Here is a 15,382-nt window from a genome sequence, read left to right on the forward strand (position 1 = left end):
ACCTCGCCCCTAGATGCATTGGGCGATTGCCCGGCAGAGTGTGTCGCGGTTTTTGTCATTAATTCCCGCTACATTGATGCGGCCACTCTTGACGATGTAGATGGCGTGGTCCTGCCGCAGCTTCTGTACGCTTTCCTCCGACAAGCCACTGAAGGAGAACATGCCCTTCTGCTCGCGAATGAAGGAGAAATCGCCGGGAACACCGGCTTTTTCAAGGCCATCGACAAATTCACTTCGGACAGTGTTGATGCGGGAGCGCATGGTTTTCAATTCCTCTTCCCAGAGCTGACGCAACTCAGTGTCATTGAGAATGGTCGAGACAATCGCGCTGCCATGGGCGGGAGGATTGGAATAGTTTGTCCGCACAATGACCTTCAACTGGCTGAGGATGCGTGCTGCCTCATCAGCATTCTTTGCCACGACGTGCATGGCACCCACTCGATCCTGATAGAGTCCGAAATTCTTTGAGAAAGATGAACAGACAATGAACTCCAGCCCATACTCAGAAAAGGCCCGGATGGCGACGGCGTCGTCAATCCAGCCTTTCGAGAACCCCTGGTACGCAAAATCGAGTAGTGGGAGCAACTTCCGCTCCTTGCAGACCTTGGCAATGGTTTCCCAGTCTTCTTCAGTTGGATCAACCCCCGTCGGGTTATGACAGCAGGCGTGAAGGAGGACGATGTCATTCTCCGGGATGGTCTCAAGGACAGTGATCATGCCCTCAAGGTTCAAGCCATGCGTTTCCGGATTGTAATAGGGGTAAGTCTTAATATCGAGGCCGGCGGCGGTAAAGATGCCCTGATGGTTGGCCCAGGTGGGATTGCTGACCCAGATGGTCCGCTGGCCCAGTGAACGCCTGATAAAGTCTCCCGCCAAGCGAAGACCACCGGTGCCACCCGGGGTATGAACCGAGGCCAGACGCTTTGTGAGAATCATTTCATTGCCTTCCCCGAAGACCAAGGCCTGGCAATGTCCCAGATAATCCGGGTGCCCGTTGATCGGAAGGTAGCCCTTGCTGCCTGCGCCCCTGGCCAGGATCTCTTCGGCTCGCCTTACCGATTCAAGCAGAGGGGACTTGCCGCTTTCATCCTGATAGACGCCAACCGTCAGGTTGATCTTGTCAGGATTGGGATCGTTCTTGAAAGCCTCACTCAAGCCGAGAATCGGATCTGGTGGAGCGGTCTGGACCAGTTCGAATAGATTCATGCCCGAATTTCAAGAGGATGCTTCGCTCAACATCAAGGCAGGATTTGGCTAATTCCGAAAAAATTGATTTCCGGATTGATTGGAACAAGCAGTTTGGCACTTTGACTTCAGGTATGACGGGCAGGTTTTTACTTCTTTTTGGAATTGCGGGGCTAACAGCGACTCAGTCCTTCGCGGCGGATACGTCCTTGCCGGACAGGATCGAGATACGCGGGGGAGCCGTCCTCTTGGGGCATATTGAATCCGTTGGCGAGCGTGAACTGAATCTGCAGACAGGCTACGCGGGCTTGGTTACGGTGGATTTGGATCAAGTTGAGCGGCTTGTTCTTGGGACAACGCGCGAGATTGAGTTGCCGGAGCACCTTGCAGATAAACCCGCTCCTTTGGCGGCCCGAGCCGCGCCGGTAACTCCCGCTAGAAAGTCCCATTCCGAGCCGGGCCGGCTACCCGGGTGGAAGGTGGAAGGCGGGATGGACCTCAATGGGAACACCGGGAATACCGACCGCTTTAACCTGACCCTTACCCTTCAGGCCGAATTGGAACGCGAATTCGACCGCCTGAAGCTGTATGGCCGGTATGCCTACGGAACGAATCGCGGGGTGCGATCGGCCAACGAGATCATCGGGGGTGCCCGCTACAACAACTATGTTTTTGACCGCGTGGGATTTTTCCTCCGGGAAGAATTTGAGCAGGATGACTTTGAAGGCATTTATATCCGCTCGACATCCGCAGCAGGACTCATCTTCGAGTTTAGCAACGAGAAACGGCTCCGCGTGGAGGCCCGCACCGGCTTGAGTTACCGATTTGAGGACTACACCGATGACGGGGCGGATGACTTCCCGGGAATGGACTTCGGACTGGATGTGAACTGGCAGTTTATCCAGTGGGCGCGCTTCAAGGGGACATACTCCTTCCTTCCCTCAATCCGGGATTTTGAGGATTTCATCTTCGAACAGGATAGCGGCTTCAATCTACCTTTGAATCAGACTGAGCAATGGAAACTGCGTTTTGGTATCTCCAGCCAGTACAACAACCAGCCTGATTTTGGCCGGGAAAAGGTGGACACCCGCTATTATGCCCGGCTGATCGCCTCCTGGAACTGAAGGGGTGTTCTGGCAGAGCCAAATCCCTTGGGACGATTTTTCTTTCACCAAAGGAATTTCATGGCTATCGTCTTCGTTCAAGTGTGAGTGAAGAAGGTTACATTCTGGAACGTGGGTATGCTGAGTTCAACCAGCAGCCAGAGCTCGATGAGCACATAGCCGCCCTCGCCGTCAAGGGCTTGGTCCACAGGCCGTTTAAAAAGCGCATAGTCGACCTTTCGCAGGAACGAAAGGAATTGAGCGGCGGCATGATCCTGGCGGTTGCCTTGACGATGGCTGATCGCTGGAAAGAAACCATTCCGGACAAGCGGGTGGGCGTTGTTTTCCCGGCTGGTCTTGGTGGAATCCTGACAAATTTGGCGCTGGCCCTGCTCGATAAAGTCCCGGTCAACCTGAACTTCACCTCCGGACGCCACGCCATAGAGCGGGCGCTCGAGATCGGGGAGATTCGCACCGTTATTTCCGCTGGCCCGGTCAAGGAGAAGGTTCCGGATTTTCCGTGGCCGGAAAACTTCATTGATCTGGTCCGCGAGCGGGCCTTCATTGATAAGAAAGTGGTGCTCAAGCGCCTTGCCCTGATAGGCCTTCTTCCAGCAGGAGTGCTTCTGCGGAAATTCAATGTGCCGACCAAAGGTGGCGATCGCGAGGGCGGGCTTCTTTTCTCCAGCGGAAGCACGGGGCTTCCCAAGGGAATTCCCCTCACGCACCGAAACATCATTTCCAATTGCATCCAGATTCGCAACTGCCAGTTGCTCCATCGTGATCAAATCCTCCTGGCCTGCCTGCCGACATTTCATAGTTTCGGGTTTACGGCGACACTCTGGTATCCGCTATTTGAGGGACTCAAGTGTGTGACCCTGCCATCCCCCCTTGAAACGCGGAAGATCGCAGAGGCCATTGAGCAGGAAAACGTAACAGTCATGATGGGGACTCCGACCTTTCTCAGGCCATATTTCAAGCGGGTTGAGGCAAAGCAGTTGAAGTCGCTCAAGTTTGTAGTTGGGGGTGCGGAAAAGACCCCGCCCGGATTTGCGGAGCGCTGGGAGAAGCATTTTGGGAGCGAGTATCTGGAGGGCTATGGCCTCACGGAAACATCGCCCGTGGTGAGTGTGAATCTTCCCTCCATCAAGGGCCAGCCCACTGGCAAGCGGGAGGGTTCGGTCGGAAGATTGATGAACGGCATGCGTGCGCGTGTCACTCATCCCACGACGGGGGCTGTCCTCCCCAAGAACAAACGCGGGATTCTGGAAGTACAGGGTGGCAATGTCTTCAAGGGTTACTTCCGGGATCGGGACGCCACTGAAAAGGTCTTTCACGACAAGTGGTTTGTCACCGGAGACCTTGCCCGCATTGATGAGGATGACTTTCTGTTTATCGAGGGACGAATCAGCCGGTTTTCGAAACTGGGCGGAGAGATGGTCCCGCATGGCCGACTCGAACAGATTATTGCTGAGTGCTTCCATCTTGAGGATGCCGAGTCGCCTCTGGTTGCGGTAACAGGCATCTCCGATGAGTTAAAGGGCGAGGCGCTGGTTCTCCTGACCGCTGTGGAGATTAAATCATCGACTCTTCGTGAGCGGCTCCTGCGGGAAGGTGTGCCCAATCTTTGGATTCCCAAGATAATTCACCGGGTAGATTCCATCCCGAGCCTGGCTTCAGGAAAGCTGGACCTGCAGGCCTTGAATTCCCTGGCCATGCGGAAGATGAATCCCGATCAGGGCTGAGTTTGGCGCTGTCGAACCGCCTCGAATGTGGCGATGGCCGCCATGGCAGCAACATTGAGGCTGTCCGTGACCCCCTTCATTGGGATGCGGCAGGCCGGATAGGTCTCAAGCCAGTCCGGACTGAGCCCCTTCTCCTCCGATCCAAGGAGGATCATTGAGGGGCTTTTCAAATCTTCGTCCCAGAGAAGGTTCTCGCCATCGGGGGAGGTGAGGACAGGACGAATTTCATGCTCCTCCAGAAATACCATGAGGTCGGCATTTTCGACCTGGCAGAATGGAACATCAAAGAAAGCGCCTTGGGATGCCCGAATGACATTGGGATTGTAGGGATCTGTGACCGGGTTGGTCAGGATGAGGGCATCCACCCCGGCGGCACTGGCCGTGCGGAAAACGGCTCCGATGTTCCCGGGTTTTTCCAGTGCCTCAAGTGCAAGGAGAAGAGGAACCTTGGAAAGTTTGAGCTCCTTGAGAGTTGTCTCCTTTTGCAAACCTGTGGCCAGAAGGCCGTCGGGACCTTGTCGGTAAGCGCTCTTGGCGAATGCCTCCGGTGACAGTTTGACCATTTCAAGCCCGGCGTCCTCCGCTGCTTCAATGAGCTGGAATGATTCTGCCTCCTTGAACAGGTCCTCGCTGAAAAAGAGGGTTTCCATTGGCCAGCGGGTCGCCAGGGCACGCTTGATCTCACGGTATCCCTCGATCAGAAATTTGCCCTGTCTCCGGCGATGGCTGCCTTCGCGCAGGCGAACGAGGTTCTTCACTCGGGGGTTTTGTACACTGGAGATCGTTTCAAACATGGGTGATTTCTCCGTTAACAGGAGAGCAATTGTTTAAAGAAGGAAATTTGCCTCTTGTCCAGAGGGCAAAGGATATCTTCTTCTAATCCTTGGCGATATGAAACCCCCGAAAAACTTTGTTCCCGACCCATTTGCCTACCACGAGGAGGTCGAGCTCTTGATCGACGACGTGACCAATCTTGGTCAAGGCGTGGGCCGAATTGACGGTTGGGTGGTATTTGTTCCTTTCGTGCTGCCCGGGGAGCGGGTTGTGGCCCGCATTTGGCGAAACAAAAAGCAGTATTCCGATTCTGATCTCGTCCGCATCATTGAAGCGAGCCCTGACCGCGTGGACCCTGTCTGCGGATTGTTCGGCGTGTGTGGCGGATGTCAGTATCAACATTACAGCTACGCGGGCCAGCTGGATTGGAAGCGGAAACAAATCGAGCAGTTGATCCTGAAAATGACGGACTGCAAGGTGCCGGTGAACGCCTGCCTTGGAGATACCGGACACACCTATGGCTACCGCTCCAAGATCACCCCGCATTTTCGTCGTCCACCCCATTTGCCGGATACTCCAATTGGATTCCAGAAAGCGGCGAGCCGTGCCATTGTTGATGTCCAGCAATGCCCGATCGCCAGTCCCGGAATCAATGAAGCGCTTCCGGTCCAGCGCAAGCGCTTGAAGGCGGAGGACGGCCTTTACAGGAGGGGAGGGACCCTTCTATTGCGCGATTGCCGTGAGGGTGTTGTCCACGACATGAAAGCCGTGGTCAGTGAGAAAATTGACGACTTAACCTTCAGGTTTGTCGCGGGGGAGTTTTTTCAGAACAACCCGCATGTCCTTCCGCGGATGGTCTCTTACGCCTTGCAACAGGCGGCACGGCCGGGAATCCGGTTCCTGGTCGACGCTTATTGTGGAGTGGGCGTTTTCGGGATTTGTGGACATGAGCTATTTGAGAAGGTTGAGGGAATTGAGGTCAGCGAACCGGCCATCCAGCTCGCCCGTGAAAACGCGACCCTCAATGGAGTGGAAAATGTGACCTTTCACCTGGGAAAAGCGGAGGCGATTTTCAGTGAGCTACAGTTTGAGCCTTCTGAAACAACGGTCCTCCTGGACCCTCCGAGGAAAGGATGCGACCCCGGTTTTATTGCCCAGCTGATTGCCTTCCGGCCGGCAAGAATTGTCTACGTCAGCTGTGGTCCTGATACCCAGGCACGGGATCTCAAACTATTCCTGGACAGCAACTTGTACCGGATAACCGATGTCCAACCGGTGGATCTCTTTCCCCAGACCCGGCACATCGAAAATATTGCGACGCTTGAGCTGGCTACCGATCTCAGCGTTTAAAATTCCACTCCGAAGAGGCAAACCGGGATTCCTCACCGGCAATGGCATCCCTTGAAATGGGGTCCGCGTCGTTAGTCGGGCCGGCTTCCAACCATTTTTCCAGAAAGCGCCCGAATCCCGCGATAAACATATCTTTTTGCGGAAGGCTCTCTGCTGCGCGGGACAGGCTCCCCTGAATCAGGATTCCCTCCTTATTCCTTTTCATCGCTGCTCCGGCAATCTTGAGGCCTGAGTCGGGGGCAATTACATCAAACGGTTCCGGTGACTGAAAACACACCCCGGAATTTTGTGATTCCGCCTCTGCGCATGGGCCTGGACAAGGGGCGAGCTCTGCTCGTAAGCCAGCGGAGCAGAGAACGTCCGCAATGCCTTGATGGAGTTCCCTGTAGATCTCTTGAGCCGCTGAGCGATGAAAGCGATGGGTTGCCGGGATTGCCAATGAATAGGTCAAATCATCCCGGTGATCGACAATGCCTCCGCCGGTCAATCGTCGGATACAAGTCCCCTCAAAGTTCCCTGTCTGCTGGCGTACCCATTCCCATTTCTGACTGTAGCCAAAAGTGATCGCCGGCTCATCCCATCCGTAAAAACGCCACAGGATTTGATCCCGGGGAAGGCAGGCAGAGAGCATCGCGGAATCGAAGGCCATGTTGCCTGCCGCCGTGGTGCTCGCATAGGGAAAGTCGCGTAATTGTGTCACAAGGGATTGATATTCGGCAGGAAGGTGTTAAATCCACAATCATAAATTGATGAAGTTTACTGATCTGACCCGCCGGGAAATATCATCCCTACCCGTGTACCAACCCGGCAAACCGACCGAGTTGCTGGCGCGTGAATATGGGCTGAGCCTAGACACCATTATCAAGCTGGCATCCAACGAAAATCCTCTGGGTCCGCCGCCGGAATCCATTGAGGCGATTCAATCGACAGCAGCCGGAGTGGCCTTTTATCCTGACAACAGTGGCTATGAACTGGTGCATGCCATCTCTGCTAAATACGGGTTTTCACCGGAGCAGATTACTTTGGCTGCCGGATCGAACGAGATATTTTATCGGTTGTGCGATCTCTTCGCAGAGCCCGGGGCAGAGGTTGTGGTGGGGGAATATGCGTTTATCTCCTACCGCATAGCCGCTCTCTTGGCGGGTGCCAAACTTGTCCCGGTTCCCATGCCGGACCTGATACATGACTTGGATGCGATGCTGGAGGCCGTGACTCCTCAAACACGGCTTGTTTTCCTTCCCAATCCAAATAACCCGACTGGTTCAGCCCTTCCTGTCAGTGAAGTCGCCGCTTTTGCCCGCTCCCTGCCGGAATGGGTCATCTTTTGCTACGATGAGGCCTACATGGAATACCAGGATGAGTCCCTGGATGTGCAGTCGCTCATTGATGACGGCATCAAGATTATCGGGACGCGGACTTTCTCCAAGATTTACGGCTTGGCCGGACTGAGGATTGGCTATGGCTACTCGGATCCAGACTTGGCTGAACTGCTGAACCGGGTACGGCCTCCATTCAACACAGCCAACATTGCCCAGGCCGCCGCCATTGCAGCTTTGAGCAACGACTCTTGGATCAAGATGAGCCGGGAGGTCAATAACGCCGGCCGACAGCAGCTCTTCAAGGGCATTTCCGAGGCCGGATTTGATCCAATCGGGGAAAATGGGAATTTTCTTCTCTTTAAGGTGGATAAAGCCACCACCATTGCCCACTCTCTGCAGGAAATGGGAATTATCGTGCGGCCACTTGCGGGATATGGACTTCCGGACCTTCTACGTGTCTCAATTGGTTCGGAATCCCAAAACGCATACTTCCTGGAAGCCTTGTCCAAAGTAACCTCTTAAGGAGATGTCGAAGTCCACGACCTTTAATTTGTGAGTTCCCACATTTCAAACCACCTTGTCGAGATTATCGGCATCCCACTCACGCTGTTTTTCAATGCCCTGCTTGTTGCATGTGAATTCAGCCTCATTAAGATCCGGTTCAGCCATTTCAACACGGATTTGAAGGATCAGGTAGATGCCCACAGGCTTCTGCGGCCTCTTCTCCAGTCAGGCGATCGCTCGATTCGAGTCATCCGGCTTGGCTTGACTGGCTGCCTCATCCTGTACGCCCTTTTCAGTTACCCGCTTTTGATCGCGCTTTTTGGACTGGTACCTTTGCCGGGAAGCTTGGCAACTGCCGGGGCTGCTCTCCTTGCTTTTATTGTGGCCGTTACCGTCCATCAGCTTGTGGGTGAGATGTTTCCCCGGGCAGTGGGATTGGCTTATCCCTTGCAAAGCCTGAAAACAGGCGCACCGCTGGTTATCTTCCTTGGGTGGCTGACACGACCGATCCGGCTACTGGTGCTCGGTGCGGTCCGCTTTGTCTGGCGGGTCTGGCGCGGTGAATCCCTTCCGGATCTCGACTCGCTGGATTTGGAAACGCAGATTGAGCTCCTACGCAAGGAGTCCCCGGAGATGTCAATGGTGGCTCAGCTCATTCTCAAGAACACGCTCATGATGAGGGAGCTTGTCGTCGCCGATGTGCTTCTTCCCAGAAACCAGGTCAAGTATTTTGACCTCAACCTTACCCTTGAGGAAAACCTCCAGATGGCCCGTGAATCGGGACATACCCGCTTTCCCCTTTGTTACGGTGATCTGGATCGGTGCCTCGGGCTGATTCATATCAAGGACATTTTTCGCTATCCCGGTGACTTGACCCGGATGGACCTGCGACGCCTTAAGCGAAATATGATCCGGATTGACAGTGAGGAGCCTCTTGAATCGGCGCTGACGAAGCTCCTCTCTCACCGGATGCATATGGCTTTGGTGATCGATGAATTCCATGGCACGGAGGGACTTCTTACCCTCGAGCGTATCCTCGAGCAACTGGTCGGGGAAATTCGGGATGAATTTGATGCCGACGAAGAGGTGCTTATCAAGTCGGATCTGAAGAACGACGAGGCCATTGTGTCGGGGTTGACCCCACTGCATGAGATTGAGTCCATTTTCGGGACTCAGCTGGACACGGAAGAAGTCTCAACCATTGGGGGACTTGTCACAAGTGAGCTCGGGCGCATCCCGGAGGCTGGCGAAAGTGTTGAAATCGAGAATCTTGCCATTGAGGTGACCGACGTCGACGATACCCGCGTCCTTGAAGTGCGCATACGCTCCATCTCCGCCAGTGATGAATCGGAAGAGGAATCAGATGTGCCGGGCAAAGGGCCGGATGAAGACTAGATCCTAGGAATTTTCCTGCTCAACGCGCTGCCAGATTTCCCAATCGACTGAATCCCGTTCCTCGAGGATTTTCTCCAGCTCTTCAAGCAGCGTTACACGGTCCTCGGTAAAAAGAAACCGGTCACTTTGCAGCCGCTGGTGAATATCTTCAATGATCGCGTAATCAGGCCTGCGCAGCTCGAAAAGTTTTTTCAGGTGCTGACTGATGGCAAAGTAGGCCCCAACTTCCATTTCCACATCAATCAATGATACCAGAACGGCTTCATTACCTTCCTCCCGCGCATAGGCTTCTTCCAAAATCTTCAATGCTTGTTCCGTCAGGTCATATTTTTTGTAACTTCTCGAGGCTTGAAAAAGCTGGTTGACGTTGGTCCGGGTGGATTCAAGGAAATTCTTAAGGTAGAGATTTCCGAGCTCGGAATCCCCTTGCGTATAGTACGCAAGCGCCCTGATCGCGTTAAAGGTGCTTTCAGAGTTCAGAAGCCATGAGGGGTCTTCCCGGACCAATTCGTTACAGAGCTCGATGGCCTTGGCAGGCTCCCCGTTGCTGACGTATGCTTCAGCAAGGCTTAGGCTGAACAGTCCCAGATTATAGCCATTTTCCAAAGCAAGATCATAGAGTCGGCTGGATGCTCGGACATTGCCATATTCCGCCGCCAGTTGCGCCAGAGCTGTCATTGCCTGTTCGTTATTGCGATGCTCCTGCAGTAGGGCATCAATCTCCCGGTCCCGGCGATCGGTCATGCCTGAAGCTGAAAGAACATCAATCAGCATGATACGGGGCTGCCACTCCAGAGGCTTTTGAATGACAAGTTCCAAGGCAGCTTCCCTCGCCTTGTTATACTCCTTCTCGGTTTTGTAGATATTGACCAGCCTCGTGTAGACAGGATCCAGATTTCCTCCCGGGCTTGAATTGATGACCGAAGCCAGGACTTGCGCAGCTGTATCTGCCTTGCCTGTTTTTATATAGAGGCTCGTCCCAATGATAACGCCATCCATTGTCTGTTTGATATCGGTGCTTTCAAAGATTTGCCTCACGATGTCATACTTGCCTTTGAACATTGCAGACTGCATCCGCATGACATTCAAGATTCGCTGGACTTCCAGGGGTGGATCTTCTTCCAGTAATTTGTCCGTCAGTTCGAGTATGCGGTCATCCTCCTTGCTCATCAGGAGAAGGGTGCTCATCAATTTAATGAAATCCGGGTCCTCAAGGCCATACTGCACACCACCAACAAGAATGTCTGTGGCCAAATCCGGCCTCCAACCGGCGTAAACCTGAGCCAGGAGCATACGACCCTCAATGTTTGCCGGGGACCTGGCAACACCCTCCCGCAGAAGGGAGAAGGCGCGTCGGTAGTCTTCCCGCTCAAGGGCTGCCTTGCCTTGGTCAATCTGGTAGTTGCCTTGCTGTATGCGGACATTGGAACGGTTTGCCGGGAACAGAACCATGTCCGTGAAGCTGACATCTTCAAAATCCCGGACATTTTTAAAGAAATAGTAGAGACCGACCGATTTCCCCATCCAGCCAAACACGCCCAGCAGGACCATTAAAATAATCACCCGGCCCCATTTGATATTTATGCGAACGCTGCCTCGAGGGGTCTGCTCGCGGCTGGCAAATCCAAGCCAGATCGAGTACGAACGGGAAGAGGCTTGAGATTCAGTGTTTTCGGTTGGATTCGGGGTTTCTTCACTCATAATCTTGTTTTCCATTAAACACTTTGTATTGGCAAAGGGAAATTCGCTCTTGTCAATGGTTTCAGCCCAATTCACCTTTCCTTTGATTAGTTGAATTTACTGATTGATTTATCAAACGCATATTCCCATATTCTCTATCCTATCGCATTATAATATGAAGGCTTTTAACACTTTTTTACCTTTGGCGTTGCTTGTTTCTGGAGCTGCAAGTTCCCTCAGCGGGGCATTTATGCAGTTCGGTGACAATTCGACTGTTCATCTTCTCGCTGACGCGGATTATGTCTACACGGACAATCTTTTCCATCGCAGAACTGAGACGAAAGATGACTACATGGAGTTTTCTCCCGGTTTTGAGATCAAACTGTCCCGCGATGCGGCGACGACCGTCTCCTTCCGGTACCAGCACCGGTTCACCAGCTTCAGCAAATATTCCGAATTAGACGGCGATTACAGTGATCTCAGTGGGCAGATCCGCTACAATTCCGGACGAATGCTGACCAGCGGTTATGTCCAGTATGAGGAACTTGCTTCAAATTCAGCTGATGTGAATCTTGAAGGTGTTCTCATCGAACGCGATGAGTTTGATGCCGGCGGCCGCATCAAGTACGATGTTTCCGAGCTGACCGCGATCGAGGTGGGGGTCGATTATTCTGAAGTAGACTATGATTTGGCCCAATTTACCGATTACGACAGTTTTTCGATCCCAATTACGCTTTTCTACAGGGTTCGCCCAAAGATTGACCTGACAGCGGGTGTGCGTCTCCGTGAAGTGGACACATCTGGTACTGTCGATTACGACGACACTTACTACTTTATTGGTGCCGTGGGAGAGTTCTTCAGCCCCATGTTGTTTGCCGATATCAGGATCGGTTTTCAGGATCGGGAGTTTGACGGAGCGGATTTCGATACCTCTTCTGCCACCTACGATATCACTTTCATCTACACAGGTGATGTAAAAACCACAGTTTACGCAGGAATTTCGCGCGATTATCGTACCAGTGCCATCGGTGGTGGTGCTTACACATATACCAGTGCCACCCTTGGCGCGCGCTACAGCCTGAATGAAGTCTTCGGATTTAATGCGAGTATCGTTGTCGGCGAGAGTGATTACGAGCAGAGCCCTCGTGCTGAAGACCTGACAACATTCGATGCGGGCGTCACTTATAACCCGAACGATTTCCTGACCATCCAAGCGGGCTACAGGTCCCAGGACGTAAGCGGAAAAGATCCTGTTTTTTCATCGGATTATCAGACGAACACCTTCCGGGTGTCGGCTTCAGTTCGCTACTAATTCACGTTCATATTGAACAATGCTATTTTGAAGAGGTCAATTTGTGTTGACCTCTTCCTTTTTGCAGTTTTCGCCTCTTTCTGATTATGAAGTCCCCTTTATTCACTCGTCTGTTTTTGTTGTTTCCGCTCCTTTTCGGCTCGGGGATTACCGTTTTGGCCCAAAATGAAGGTGGCCCAAACGAGTTTTCCATCGATTCCCAAGCCTCTCTCGCGTATACGATTTCTCCACTGGATTACCTTAAAATAGCCCTTTATGTGGCTGACGAGGTTCAATTTCAGACGGAAGTGCGGGTTTCCCAGAGTGGGATGATCACCGTTCCCCATCTGGGTCTTGTCAAAGTGGCGGACCTAACGGTTGAGGAAATGCGGGAAAAACTCTATGAGCCCTACAATCGGGACTTCTATGTCGAACCCCACATTGATGTCGTGGTGCTCTCCTACGCCGAGCGCAGTGTGACGGTCATTGGCAAAGTCAACCGGCAGGGGCTTGTCCCGTTTCCAAGTGAAGAGGGACTGACTCTTCTCGAGGCCATTGCCTTGGCAGGGGGTTGGAGTGGAGACCGTTTGTCAGACAAGCGGAACGTCACCATCACGCGAACAAGTGATGATGGGGAAAAGTTTGTCATCAAGGTAGACGCCCGGAATATCACAACCCAGGAATATCCGCTTCAGGAAGGCGATTTAGTCAATGTTCCTGAGCGCCTCTGGTAATTTTTTCAGATTAACAATTTTAAAGCTAAAGAGATGAGCAACAATCAGTACCAGTCAGGTGGTTCCCAAGGTGGATATTATGGTGGATATTATTACGGGGAGGGCTACTCCGGTTATGCTGACTCGGGAAACGCTCCTTCCCGCTCACTGACGGATTACTTGCTCATTCTCCGTGAACGCATCTGGTGGCTCGTGGTATCTATCTTTGTCGTCTTTCTTGGTTTTGCCCTCTACACTTTTAATGCCCCTAAGCTTTACCGGGCCGCAGCCTCCGTGGAAATCCTGAGGCAGAAAGACCAAGTCTTCCAAATTCAGGACATCGTCCGGCAGGAAGTTGCCAATGCGGAGGATTTCAATACCCAGATTAAGATTCTGGAAAGTTTGAATATTGTTCAGGCAGTGGATGAGCGCCTGAAAGGAAATCTGCGTAACCGCTTTCTAGCCCCCTACGAGAAGGGTTTGGACGCCACTCTGCGTGGGACACGCAGTGTCGGGCAAATTCTATACTCAAACCGTGCCATCTCCCCCGTCCGGCTGTCCCTTGTCGTAAATATTATCTTCACGCATCCGGATAAAGAAGTTGCAGCTGTAGTGGCCAATTACTTTGCGGAGGAATATATTGATTTTAATCGTAATCAGCAGATTGAAGGATCCTTGCGCGCGGTGGATGATCTGCGCAGCCAAGCCGATCAGCAGCTCGCCAAAATCAAGGAAATGGAAATGCGGCTGGCCGACTTCAAGGAGAAGTACGATACGCTCTCGGTCGATCGCTCCCAGGATATCGATAATCAGCAGCTGATCAGCCTGAATACGCGTCTTGAGCAGGATAAGCAACTCTATGACGAAGCCAGCACCGTGATGGCCCAGATCAACGAGGCTCGCGACAGTGGAGATCCGCTTTGGGAGCTTGGATTTATCGCCAATAACGCGGAAGTTTCTGATCTGCTCAACAAGCTGACAGTCAACAAGATCCAGATTGCGACACTTTCCAAGAAGTTCAGGGCCATGCACCCGACAATGATTGCTGCCCAGGAACAGTTGGACCAGACCCAGTCCGAGCTCGACAAAGCGGTCAATACGGCTGCGTCACGTTTCGAGAAGGATTTTGAGCGGACTGAAGCAAACCTAAGAAACTCCGAAGACCGTCTGGCTTTAAATCAGCAGAAATTGATCGAGTTGGACCGTATCCGCCCTGAATACAATGCTTTGGCCCGGGATCTGGCGATCAGCCAGGAGCTGTATAATCACTACTACAATCGGCTGCAACAAGCGGCGGTGAAGGTGACCACAGAAGGGCAGACAGCCCGCATTATTGATCGCGCTGTTGAGCCTGTCCGGCCCTTCAAGCCGAACATCACGATGAATCTGGCGATTGGTCTTGTTATGGGGACGGGTGTTGGCCTTGGATTGGTTTTCCTTTTGGCTTTCCTTGATGATAAGGTAAAGTCCGCCTTCGACATTGAATCAACTCTCGGCGTTCCACTTGTCGGGATCGTCCCGCATATTTTCAGCATTGATTCCCAGGAGAAAGCCCGTATCGCGGCGGATGAACACGATAAGCATGCTGTTGAGGCCTTTAGATCGATTCATTCGACCTTGAAGCTCAACGAGGAGAGCCGAAATGCAAAGGTCATCCTTTCTACCAGCACGATTCCCAGCGAAGGTAAAACCTTCATCAGCACGAATTTGTCCATCACTTTTGCTGCGCATGGTGAGCGGACAATTGTTGTAGATGCCGACTTGCGGATGCCGAATGTCTCCAAGGAGCTTAATATTGATGGGAAGCGCGGGATTATCCAGCTGATTGCTGATAAGGGAGATTTGGACTCTTACATCTACAAGGATTTTCTCCCGAACCTTGACCTGTTGCCGGCAGGTGGGAATACCAAGAAACCTACCCAGATCCTTGGTAGTGAAGAATTTGCAAATTTAATCCATGAGTTGCGGCTGCGTTACGACCGCGTCATCATCGACACCCCCCCGATTGCCACGGTGAGCGATGCCATGAACATTCTCCCGCTGGTGGATGGGGTGCTTATGGTCATCCGGTTCAATATGGTCAAACGCAAGACGGCCTCGGTGAATATCCGGCGGTTACGTGAGTCGAATGTCCCTATCTTCGGGGCTGTCCTGAATAATTTGAATACCCACGTGGCGGGCTATTACTATTCCCACTACTACGATAAGTCCTACAAGTCCTATAAACACTATTACTTGCAGAACAAGGGCATGGAAGATCTGGATGAGGAAGTTGCCGCTTCTGGCCCATCCGATGGTCCTCAAGAAACCAAGACTTCTTAAT

General features: G+C 52.7%; 12 protein-coding genes. 8 read left to right on the forward strand and 4 right to left on the reverse strand.

Annotated elements, in window-relative coordinates; translation table 11 throughout:
• Window positions 1-9 precede the first annotated feature (9 nt).
• A complete protein-coding gene (locus G0Q06_RS01585) occupies window positions 10-1,206 on the reverse strand; it encodes an amino acid aminotransferase (RefSeq protein WP_163961792.1) in 1,197 nt (398 codons plus the stop codon).
• A gap of 44 nt (window positions 1,207-1,250) precedes the next feature.
• On the opposite strand from G0Q06_RS01585, the gene G0Q06_RS01590 reads away from it, so the two are divergent.
• Both G0Q06_RS01590 and G0Q06_RS01595 read left to right on the forward strand, forming a co-directional pair.
• Window positions 1,251-2,309, forward strand: coding sequence for a DUF481 domain-containing protein (locus tag G0Q06_RS01590; protein ID WP_163961794.1), 1,059 nt, complete (start codon window positions 1,251-1,253; stop codon window positions 2,307-2,309).
• Window positions 2,310-2,392: 83 nt separating this feature from the next.
• Window positions 2,393-4,033, forward strand: a complete 1,641-nt coding sequence (locus G0Q06_RS01595; protein ID WP_338045100.1) for an AMP-binding protein — start codon at window positions 2,393-2,395, stop codon at window positions 4,031-4,033.
• Here the strand turns inward: G0Q06_RS01595 and G0Q06_RS01600 are convergent.
• Complete coding sequence (locus tag G0Q06_RS01600; protein WP_163961796.1) at window positions 4,024-4,827, reverse strand: TrmH family RNA methyltransferase; 804 nt, start codon at window positions 4,825-4,827, stop codon at window positions 4,024-4,026. The two genes, G0Q06_RS01595 and G0Q06_RS01600, sit on opposite strands and share 10 nt — an antisense overlap.
• A gap of 97 nt (window positions 4,828-4,924) precedes the next feature.
• On the opposite strand from G0Q06_RS01600, the gene G0Q06_RS01605 reads away from it, so the two are divergent.
• Window positions 4,925-6,157, forward strand: coding sequence for a class I SAM-dependent RNA methyltransferase (locus G0Q06_RS01605; protein WP_163961798.1), 1,233 nt, complete (start codon window positions 4,925-4,927; stop codon window positions 6,155-6,157).
• Here the strand turns inward: G0Q06_RS01605 and G0Q06_RS01610 are convergent.
• Window positions 6,147-6,857, reverse strand: a complete 711-nt coding sequence (locus G0Q06_RS01610) for a lipoate--protein ligase family protein (protein WP_163961800.1) — start codon at window positions 6,855-6,857, stop codon at window positions 6,147-6,149. The genes G0Q06_RS01605 and G0Q06_RS01610 overlap by 11 nt on opposite strands.
• A gap of 49 nt (window positions 6,858-6,906) precedes the next feature.
• Between G0Q06_RS01610 and hisC the strand changes: the two genes are divergently transcribed.
• Window positions 6,907-7,998, forward strand: coding sequence for a histidinol-phosphate transaminase (gene hisC / locus G0Q06_RS01615; RefSeq protein ID WP_163961802.1), 1,092 nt, complete (start codon window positions 6,907-6,909; stop codon window positions 7,996-7,998).
• 30 nt (window positions 7,999-8,028) lie between these two features.
• Window positions 8,029-9,375, forward strand: coding sequence for a transporter associated domain-containing protein (locus G0Q06_RS01620; protein ID WP_163961804.1), 1,347 nt, complete (start codon window positions 8,029-8,031; stop codon window positions 9,373-9,375).
• A 3-nt stretch (window positions 9,376-9,378) separates the two neighbouring features.
• Here G0Q06_RS01620 and G0Q06_RS01625 read toward each other — a convergent pair whose 3' ends face one another.
• Window positions 9,379-11,076 (reverse strand): tetratricopeptide repeat protein, encoded by a 1,698-nt coding sequence (locus G0Q06_RS01625; RefSeq protein ID WP_163961805.1) that lies wholly within the window; start codon window positions 11,074-11,076, stop codon window positions 9,379-9,381.
• A gap of 229 nt (window positions 11,077-11,305) precedes the next feature.
• Between G0Q06_RS01625 and G0Q06_RS01630 the strand changes: the two genes are divergently transcribed.
• The 3 genes from G0Q06_RS01630 to G0Q06_RS01640 all read left to right on the forward strand — a co-directional run bounded on the left by G0Q06_RS01630 (window position 11,306) and on the right by G0Q06_RS01640 (window position 15,381).
• The gene (locus G0Q06_RS01630; protein WP_163961807.1) at window positions 11,306-12,367 is read left to right on the forward strand and encodes an outer membrane beta-barrel protein; all 1,062 of its coding nucleotides are present in this window, start codon (window positions 11,306-11,308) and stop codon (window positions 12,365-12,367) included.
• Window positions 12,368-12,453: 86 nt separating this feature from the next.
• Window positions 12,454-13,080 carry a polysaccharide biosynthesis/export family protein gene (locus tag G0Q06_RS01635; protein WP_163961809.1) on the forward strand — a complete coding sequence of 209 codons (627 nt, stop codon included), beginning with the start codon at window positions 12,454-12,456 and terminating at the stop codon, window positions 13,078-13,080.
• 33 nt (window positions 13,081-13,113) lie between these two features.
• Complete coding sequence (locus G0Q06_RS01640) at window positions 13,114-15,381, forward strand: GumC family protein (RefSeq protein ID WP_163961811.1); 2,268 nt, start codon at window positions 13,114-13,116, stop codon at window positions 15,379-15,381.
• The last annotated feature ends 1 nt before the right edge of the window (window position 15,382 follow it).

The organism is Oceanipulchritudo coccoides (genome assembly GCF_010500615.1).
GTDB lineage: Bacteria > Verrucomicrobiota > Verrucomicrobiia > Opitutales > Oceanipulchritudinaceae > Oceanipulchritudo > Oceanipulchritudo coccoides.

Bases quoted from the DNA above. Each gene is read 5' to 3' on its own strand.
- G0Q06_RS01585 (WP_163961792.1), bottom strand. From the start codon at position 1,206: ATGAATCTATTCGAACTGGTCCAGACCGCTCCACCAGATCCGATTCTC.
- G0Q06_RS01600 (WP_163961796.1), bottom strand. From the start codon at position 4,827: ATGTTTGAAACGATCTCCAGTGTACAAAACCCCCGAGTGAAGAACCTC.
- G0Q06_RS01605 (WP_163961798.1), top strand. From the start codon at position 4,925: ATGAAACCCCCGAAAAACTTTGTTCCCGACCCATTTGCCTACCACGAG.
- hisC (WP_163961802.1), top strand. From the start codon at position 6,907: ATGAAGTTTACTGATCTGACCCGCCGGGAAATATCATCCCTACCCGTG.
- G0Q06_RS01625 (WP_163961805.1), bottom strand. From the start codon at position 11,076: ATGAGTGAAGAAACCCCGAATCCAACCGAAAACACTGAATCTCAAGCC.
- G0Q06_RS01630 (WP_163961807.1), top strand. From the start codon at position 11,306: ATGCAGTTCGGTGACAATTCGACTGTTCATCTTCTCGCTGACGCGGAT.
- G0Q06_RS01635 (WP_163961809.1), top strand. From the start codon at position 12,454: ATGAAGTCCCCTTTATTCACTCGTCTGTTTTTGTTGTTTCCGCTCCTT.
- G0Q06_RS01640 (WP_163961811.1), top strand. From the start codon at position 13,114: ATGAGCAACAATCAGTACCAGTCAGGTGGTTCCCAAGGTGGATATTAT.